The 841-nt window shown below is 54.7% G+C and carries 2 protein-coding genes and 1 pseudogene; 2 read left to right on the plus strand and 1 reads right to left on the minus strand.

Going from position 1 to position 841, the window contains the following annotated elements:
• Positions 1-59 precede the first annotated feature (59 nt).
• On the plus strand, positions 60-176 hold the full coding sequence (locus EN749_RS39510; RefSeq protein WP_281061965.1) for a hypothetical protein: 117 nt from the start codon (positions 60-62) through the stop codon (positions 174-176).
• On the plus strand, positions 173-376 hold the full coding sequence (locus EN749_RS39515) for a hypothetical protein (protein ID WP_281061966.1): 204 nt from the start codon (positions 173-175) through the stop codon (positions 374-376). Before EN749_RS39510 ends, EN749_RS39515 begins: the two co-directional genes overlap by 4 nt.
• Before the next feature lie 81 nt (positions 377-457).
• Here the strand turns inward: EN749_RS39515 and EN749_RS39690 are convergent.
• Positions 458-649: pseudogene (locus EN749_RS39690) on the minus strand (SAM-dependent methyltransferase); the annotation flags it as partial.
• Positions 650-841: the final 192 nt, after the last annotated feature.

Here is an 841-nt window from a genome sequence, read left to right on the forward strand (position 1 = left end):
ACACCTGATGGCTTTGGATCCGAGAGCTCCCACACCCTCGGCATGGCATTCAGGGCTTGGTGAATTTGCGCCCCAGAGCGCTGACTGAGTTGCTGGCGAGATGCCGGAGCGTGAAGGTCAATGCCTATTCTTCGTCTATGCCGACAAGCATGCACATGCATGGCGCAAGCACATAGACGCCTGGAAAATCGAGATGGGACATGGTGACCGGGCGCTGGTACCAGGCGGACGACTCCACCCAACCTATCGCGCCAAACTGCCGCCGATCTCTTGCCGCAGGAGACCGACCATGGCGCGTGAGCAATATATGCGGCAGGTCCAGCTGCTGGTCCGCATGCCCGGCTCTTGGTCCACGAGCATCATTTCCGGAGCGTAGAGAATCGCAGAAACCAGCGATCACGCAATCATGGTGCTTTAACCTTCCGATAGCGGCGCTCATGCTTTCACCGCCGAGATATGCTTCTGGGAAGCGTGAGCGGGCCTCAGGACCGGGCTGAGGTTCGTTCAGTGACGCGATATGGAAGCCTGCTGACGTCAATGCATCGAGCATGGCGTGAGGTGGGCGATGCCAGAACGCATTGTCATCGGCTTGCCGTCGCGCTGCCCAGGTTTCGGCGAAGCTATAAGTCTCGAAATAGTTCTCGCGACCCCGTCGGGGCATACCGGGCGTAGATCAGGTCATTTGTCGATATGGAATCTCAGACGGCCCGCGTTAAATGATATTAAAATATCTTGTAAAAGATAAAAAAGAGGATTAACAAAAAAGTTCTTTTATACTTGCGAGCCATCTGATTATGTAGCGGACAAGCCAATATTGTGGCTAGTTGGTTAGCAAGAAGGG

Source organism: Mesorhizobium sp. M7A.F.Ca.ET.027.02.1.1 (genome assembly GCF_004022985.1).
Lineage (GTDB): Bacteria > Pseudomonadota > Alphaproteobacteria > Rhizobiales > Rhizobiaceae > Mesorhizobium.